Origin of the sequence: Kyrpidia sp. (assembly GCF_023512215.1) — a bacterium.
GTDB classification, from domain to species: Bacteria; Bacillota; Bacilli; order Kyrpidiales; family Kyrpidiaceae; genus Kyrpidia; species Kyrpidia spormannii.
The window spans coordinates 1-6,528 of the sequence record NZ_JAILZZ010000082.1; the positions used below are offsets into that span (position 1 = coordinate 1).

Sequence of the window (6,528 nt, forward strand, 5' to 3'; positions counted from 1 at the left end):
TTCCTCGGTAGCTCAGTGGTAGAGCGTCCGGCTGTTAACCGGGTGGTCGCAGGTTCGAATCCTGCCCGGGGAGCCAAGGCCCCATGGTCAAGTGGTTAAGACACCGCCCTTTCACGGCGGTAACGGGGGTTCGAATCCCCCTGGGGTCACCAAAACGTCGCGGGGTGGAGCAGTCTGGCAGCTCGTCGGGCTCATAACCCGAAGGTCGCAGGTTCGAATCCTGTCCCCGCAACCACATTGGAGCTGTAGTGTAGAGGCCCAACACGCCTGCCTGTCACGCAGGAGATCGCGGGTTCGAATCCCGTCAGCTCCGCCAGAAAAAAACCGAGAGCTCGCCGTGAGGCGGGCTTTTTTCGTTTGAACTCCTTCAGGGTCAAGAGGGCGAGGGAAGGGTCAGACGGCTGTGCCACCACCTTTGCGGTTAGCTGCTTGACAGGGAGAATTGGCAAAGATAGAATGAGGCCAATCCGGGGGATCCGAAGGAGAGCGAAGGCGCGTCGCTCGCCCGGGGCGGAGTCGGAGAAGAGCAGAGCTGAGTGGAGTCGAGATGAGGAGGGTCACCCTTGGTTTTGATGATCGATAACTATGATTCTTTCACGTACAACCTCGTCCAGTATATTGAGATTCTGGGAATGCCAGTAAGTGTCTTGCGGAACGATGTGATCTCTGCCGAAGAGCTGGATCCTGACGCCTACAGTCACGTCGTGATTTCGCCAGGACCCGGAACGCCCCGGGATGCAGGGGTTTCGATGGCGGTGATCGAACGATTTGCCGGCCGGGTGCCGGTGCTCGGAGTGTGTCTTGGACACCAGGCCATTGCCGAGGTGTTCGGAGGGCGCGTGGTTCACGCCAGGCGGCCGATGCACGGAAAAACCTCGATGATTCTCCACGATGGTTCCTTTCTTTTCTCGCGTCTCCCCAATCCCTTTCGCGCCACTCGGTATCATTCACTGATTGTTGATGAAACCACCCTACCTTCGGAGCTGCGAGTGACAGCTCGTAGTGAGGAAGGCGAAATCATGGCCATCTGTCACCGGGACTTGCCCGTGTACGGGGTCCAGTTTCATCCCGAATCGATCCTGACCGATGGCGGGATGAAGATCCTGGCGGATTTTCTCGGTGTGGCCGACGCGGAACCGGTCCTTTTGTCGGCGGGGGGTGGTGTGCGGTGAGCGTGGTGGAGCGCTTGCAGGTCGTGGTATCCACCCGGCGCCACACGGTGCCCCGCCGGGCCGGTGCGGACGCTTTTGCACTCTTTCGGGTGATCGCGGGAGAGATCGGGGCCGAGCGAGCTTTTCTCCTGGACTCGGTGTCAGACCCCCGGGCTCAGCACCGGCTGGCTGTGGTGGCAGCGGACCCCGTGTTGGAGCTGAGGTTCAAAGGTGAGGGTATCGCAGTTTCTGGAGATGAGTCGGTGACCGCCACGGTGCGGGCGCGGCTGGACCAGGAGCGGTTGGTGAAAGACGGTCAGATGGTCGCGGGCCCGGCGGAGGTTTTGGCGGCGGTTTCGGATGTGTTTGCGCCAGCCGAGGATCTGCCTGCTTTTGCGGGCGGGTTTCTCGGATACGTGGCCTACGATGCGATTCGATATTTTGAGCGGCTACCCCACACCACGGTGGATGACCGGCGTCTGGATGACATCCGTCTACGGGTTTTCCGAACGGTCATTCATGTCACGGATGACCAGTTCGAGGTCTACGCCCATCGCTTTGGGGAGGAACGCGACGATCTCGATCGGGCTTTGAAGTGGATATCCGGGATTGAGGATCTGCCAGATCTGTCTGGGGATGTGGAGCCGGCGATTGAGGTGTACCACGACGTCACTGAAGAGGAATTTGTACACCGGGTAGAAAAGGCCAAAAAGTATATTGCGGATGGGGATATTTTTCAAATCGTACCCTCCATGCGCCTGCGGGTCAGGAGTAAGTCGGATCCCTTGGTGGTGTACGACCGGCTGCGCCGGGTGAATCCTTCACCTTTTATGTTTTACGGCGACTATGGGGACTTTCGCATTTTCGGAGCCAGCCCGGAGGTCCAGCTCCGGGTCCAGGGAGGCGTGGCCCAGATGCGCCCCATCGCGGGGACATCCAAGGGAAAGGGGATGACCGACGCGGAGAATCGCCGGCTGGTGGAAGATTTGCTCGGGGATGAGAAAGAACGGGCCGAGCACCTGATGTTGGTGGACCTCTGCCGAAATGACCTGGGGAGGGTGTGCCGGCCGGGGACCGTGGTCGTGGAACAACTGATGGTGGTGGAAGAATACTCCCACGTTTTTCACATCGTTTCTCAGGTCAACGGCGAATTGCGGCCGGACGTCAAGCCCCTTCATGCGATTCTGGCCACGTTTCCGGCGGGCACCCTGAGCGGTACACCAAAGGTCAGAGCCATGGAGATTATCGACGAGTTGGAGTCTTTTGACCGAGGCCCCTACGGCGGGGCGGTGGGGTTTATCGATTGGAAAGGCAATGTGAATCTGGCCATTATGATCCGAAGCGTCGTACACATCGAGGACGTGTTTTATCTGCAAGCGGGGGCGGGGATCGTGGCGGATTCCGTGCCGGAGATGGAGTGGCGAGAGTGCGGGCACAAGCTGGCCGCCCTGCACAAGGCGCTGTTTCCAGCCTGATGGCATCGAGGTCGGTTCTTTCAGGAAACATCCCATGTCCTCCCGAGAAAATATGGTATGATAGTCCCATGGATGTGTGCGGGAGGGTCGGATGGGGTGGCGAGACGATGGCAGTTTTGGGCGGCTCTGGCAGCGGGCCGGATTGTGTCCCGATTCCTGCGGGTCGCCGGCCGGAAGGCGACGACGCTGCCCGGCGTCGTCGCTATGCGGCTATGCCCGGGTTTCTTGGCGGCAGTCGGAGATCGGTTTGCAGGCAGAGTGGTGCTGATCACCGGGACGAACGGCAAGACGACGACGAGTAACCTGGTGGGGACATGGCTTAACGATAACGGATGGCAGGTGGTAAGCAATCGCCTGGGGGCGAACCTCGTCCAAGGAATTGCCACGGCGGTGGTGGAGCAGTTGCAAAGACACCGTTCATACCTGGAGGCCGCGGTGTTTGAAGTGGACGAGGCCACCGTGGAGAAAGTGGTCGAGGACCTCCGTCCGGGGGTCGTTGTGGTCACCAACTTTTTCCGCGATCAAATGGATCGCTACGGGGAACTAGACCGAGTGGTGGATCTTGTCGCCGGGGCCTTGGCCCGGGTTCCGGAGGGCTCCCTGTGCCTGATCAACGGGGACGATCCGGTGGCCTACCGGGTGGCCCCGCACGGCCGGAAGGTGCAGTTTTACGGGCTTGAGGCGCCGGAGTGGCTTGAACCCCGCTCCCGGGAAGTGCGGGACGGGAAATTTTGTGGCTTTTGTGGCCATCCCTTGAGCTATGCGGGTTTTTTCTACGGGCAATTGGGCATCTGGCGTTGCCCGGGTTGTGGGCGGGAACGCCCCCTTCCCGACCCTGCGGCCCGGCACATTCGCGTGGCCAAGGGTGGTTTGGCCTTTGAGGTGGACGGGCTACCCGCCCGTTTGGACTCCCCGGGATTGTACAACGTCTACAATGTGCTCGCGGCCTACGGGGTGGTTCGGGCACTGGGCCTCTCCCAGGAACAGGCACAAGGAGCCATGGCCCGGATACGGACGGGGCTCGGGCGGCTGGAGCGGTTTCGACTTGCCGGCCGGCCGATCGTTTTGGCGTTGGTGAAAAATCCCACCGGCCTCAACGAGCAATTAAAGGTGGTGGAGCGGACCCCGGAAGTCACGGACGTGGTGTTGGTGCTCAACGATCTCTACGCCGACGGAACGGATGTGTCGTGGATTTGGGATGCGGATCTGGAGCGCCTGAAGGACAAGGGGATCGAGCGGGCGTGGTGTGCCGGCACCCGAGCGGAGGACATGGCGATTCGCGTTCGATATGCGGAATGGCCGGCGGAGATTCGGGTAATTCGGGATCCGGTCGCCTGCGTGGAGGCGGCCTCGTCCAGCCCGGCGGACCGGGCGGTGACGAGGGGGGGATCCGGCAGGCCAAAGGGAACAGTGTATGTGTTGACGACTTACACATCGTTATACACGCTGAGAGACTGGCTGGTCCGGCGGGGCGAGGAGGAACATGACGATGAAACTGACCATCGGCCATCTGTATCCCGATCTGCTCGATCTGTACAGTGATCGGGGCAATGTCATGATTCTCGAAAAGAGGGCCCGCTGGCGGGGGATCGAGGTAGAGGTGGTGCGGGTGGATGCCGGGGATGCCACCGATGTGCGGGGATGCGACCTGTTGCTGATGGGCGGCGGCATGGACCGGGAGCAAAGTTTAGTGGCCCGGGATCTTCAGCACCGCCGGGCCAACGTGGAGCAGGCCGTGGCCGAGGGTACCGTGGTTCTGGCCATTTGCGGTGGGTACCAGTTACTCGGGGAGTATTTTGAAACCGGGTCTGGTGAGAGGATCCCGGGAATCGGGCTGCTGGACGCTTATACTGTAGCCGGGGAAAGGCGGATGGTGGGGAACGTCATGGCGGAGTGTCCCCTGGATGGACCGATGGAGACGATTTTTGGGTATGAAAATCATTCCGGACGGACGTATCTTCGGGAGGGGACCGACCCTTGGATGCGGGTGGTCCGGGGGGGTGGAAATAACGGAAGTGACGGCACCGAGGGGGCGCGGAAAGGCCGGGTGTTTGGCACGTACCTGCACGGGCCGCTGCTCGCTAAAAATCCGCGGCTGGCGGATTGGCTGTTGGGGCTGGCCCTGGAACGCAAGGGAACAGGGGGGGGATTCAAGTCCTTGGCGGACCGGTGGGAGGAGGCGGCCCGGGAGCATCTGGTGCGCCGGTTAGCCGAGTTGGACGGCATGGAGTCCCCCCACGTGGGGACGGGCGGGACAAAAAAATGATTCAAGGGTCTTGCACTCGGCTAATTGTGGTGGTAAGATAATTGATGCGTCGAGAAAATGGACGCGGCCGCTTTTCGGGCGGACGAATGTGAACAGGATGTGCGCCTATAGCTCAGTGGATAGAGCGCCGGCCTCCGGAGCCGGGTGCCCAGGTTCGAGTCCTGGTAGGCGCGCCATGTTTTAAAGTAATAGGTATGCTATTAGACACGTAGAACCCACGGTGCAACGGTTTGGGATTCCTTTTTTGGTTTTGGGGCTGGTGTTTATCAACACCAGCCCTCAATTTATTTGCCCCGCGCAATCCTGGCTGGGATGGGGACACACGTTGTCCAACGGGGACCCGCCGAATGCTGTATGCGGGGCAAGGACCCGCGGAAGGTTTCGCCTCTTTTTGTTGTCTATCTCTCTTGACAGCGCCAGAGTATCATTCCACGTCGGTTGAAGACAATAACACGCAGCAAATCCTGCCCTGGTTGTGGAGACCCCCGGGAGAAAGAGGGGAACGGGTTGGTGCGTGCGCTGCGGATTACTCTATGTGTGTGTATCCTTGTCGTGCTTGGGCTCGGGGGGAACGTCCATGTCCGCGCCGAGTCCGGGCCGCTTATGCAGATCGAGGTGAACACCGATACCCACCGACTTACTGTCTACCGGGACGGCATTGCCATTAAACAATATCCGGTGGCGCTCGGGAGACCCGACAGTCCCACCCCCATCGGCAATTGGAAAGTCATCAACAAGTATAAAAATTGGGGTGGAGGATTTGGCACCCGCTGGCTCGGTTTGAATGTTCCATGGGGTATCTATGGCATTCACGGGACAAATCGCCCCCATTCCATCGGGTGGTCGGCGAGCGCTGGCTGCATCCGCATGAGGAACCGAGACGTGGAGGAGCTGTACGAGATGATCCGGGTCGGGACCCCGGTGCGCATCGTCGGTGACCCGCTGAAATACATGCGCCGGCTCAAGGACGGCGATATCGGAACGGATGTGTGGCTGGTCCAGGACAGGTTGCTCCGCCTGGGCTTTTACCGGGGTCCCTGCAATGGTCGTTTTTCGTTGTCCACTCAAGCGGCCCTCAAAGCGTTTGAACGAAGTCAGCATCTTCCGGTGGACGGCGTGGTGAGTGTGCGGGATTATCATGCCTTGGGATTGATTGAGTAATATGGCTCTCGTCCCGGTGGGACTGCCCACCGCCCGGCCCGGATGGTATCATAGGGGGGGCATTGCCCGATCTGTTTGTTGGTGGAGCGGTGCGGAGGAGGGTAAGATGGGGGAGGAGCAAGCCCCGATGCATTCCGGGCTCACGGAGCGGGAGGCGGCTCAGCGGTTGCGGGTGAAAGGCTTCAACCACATGCCCCAATCACGGCGATAGCCCTTAAGCCGAATTGTTTTCGAAGTCGTACGGGAGCCGATGTTCTTGCCTTTCGTGTGTCAGATCGCCCGGGAACGAGGAGGGCGGCCAGATGATAAGTCAAAGGGTTGGACACGCCGGGATCGTCGGCGTTACCGGGGGAACAGGTTTTGTCGGCCGGGCGCTTATTCGAGACCTTCTCCACTCAGGGTATGGCGTCATGATCGTGACTCGGAACCCGGAGCGGTTTCGGAGGACCGTTCCTGCGGGTGCGGGGGTGGGGGA

General features: G+C 60.4%; 7 protein-coding genes and 5 tRNA genes. All 12 read left to right on the forward strand.

Features of this window, described 5'->3' with window-relative positions:
- Position 1: 1 nt before the first annotated feature.
- A tRNA-Asn gene (locus K6T64_RS15825) sits at positions 2-76 on the forward strand.
- Between the two features lies 1 nt (position 77).
- Positions 78-152 (forward strand) — tRNA-Glu (locus tag K6T64_RS15830).
- 6 nt (positions 153-158) lie between these two features.
- Positions 159-235: transfer RNA gene (locus K6T64_RS15835), tRNA-Met, on the forward strand.
- A gap of 4 nt (positions 236-239) precedes the next feature.
- A tRNA-Asp gene (locus K6T64_RS15840) sits at positions 240-316 on the forward strand.
- Positions 317-563: 247 nt separating this feature from the next.
- Complete coding sequence (locus tag K6T64_RS15845) at positions 564-1,172, forward strand: anthranilate synthase component II (protein WP_100667499.1); 609 nt, start codon at positions 564-566, stop codon at positions 1,170-1,172.
- Positions 1,169-2,626 (forward strand): anthranilate synthase component I family protein, encoded by a 1,458-nt coding sequence (locus K6T64_RS15850; RefSeq protein WP_288011031.1) that lies wholly within the window; start codon positions 1,169-1,171, stop codon positions 2,624-2,626. The genes K6T64_RS15845 and K6T64_RS15850 overlap by 4 nt, the downstream gene beginning before the upstream one ends.
- 96 nt (positions 2,627-2,722) lie before the next feature.
- Positions 2,723-4,168 (forward strand): Mur ligase family protein, encoded by a 1,446-nt coding sequence (locus tag K6T64_RS15855; protein WP_288011033.1) that lies wholly within the window; start codon positions 2,723-2,725, stop codon positions 4,166-4,168.
- Positions 4,116-4,892, forward strand: a complete 777-nt coding sequence (locus K6T64_RS15860) for a type 1 glutamine amidotransferase (protein ID WP_170085425.1) — start codon at positions 4,116-4,118, stop codon at positions 4,890-4,892. Before K6T64_RS15855 ends, K6T64_RS15860 begins: the two co-directional genes overlap by 53 nt.
- A gap of 101 nt (positions 4,893-4,993) precedes the next feature.
- Positions 4,994-5,068: transfer RNA gene (locus K6T64_RS15865), tRNA-Arg, on the forward strand.
- 334 nt (positions 5,069-5,402) lie between these two features.
- The gene (locus K6T64_RS15870; RefSeq protein ID WP_288011037.1) at positions 5,403-6,053 is read left to right on the forward strand and encodes a L,D-transpeptidase family protein; all 651 of its coding nucleotides are present in this window, start codon (positions 5,403-5,405) and stop codon (positions 6,051-6,053) included.
- Positions 6,054-6,159: 106 nt separating this feature from the next.
- A complete protein-coding gene (locus K6T64_RS15875; RefSeq protein ID WP_288011035.1) occupies positions 6,160-6,264 on the forward strand; it encodes a cation-transporting P-type ATPase in 105 nt (34 codons plus the stop codon).
- Positions 6,265-6,355: 91 nt separating this feature from the next.
- On the forward strand, positions 6,356-6,528 hold a 173-nt coding region (locus K6T64_RS16960), incomplete at its 3' end, for an NAD-dependent epimerase/dehydratase family protein (protein ID WP_353737834.1).

Bases quoted from the DNA above. Each gene is read 5' to 3' on its own strand.
- K6T64_RS15860 (WP_170085425.1), top strand. From the start codon at position 4,116: ATGAAACTGACCATCGGCCATCTGTATCCCGATCTGCTCGATCTGTAC.
- K6T64_RS15875 (WP_288011035.1), top strand. From the start codon at position 6,160: ATGGGGGAGGAGCAAGCCCCGATGCATTCCGGGCTCACGGAGCGGGAG.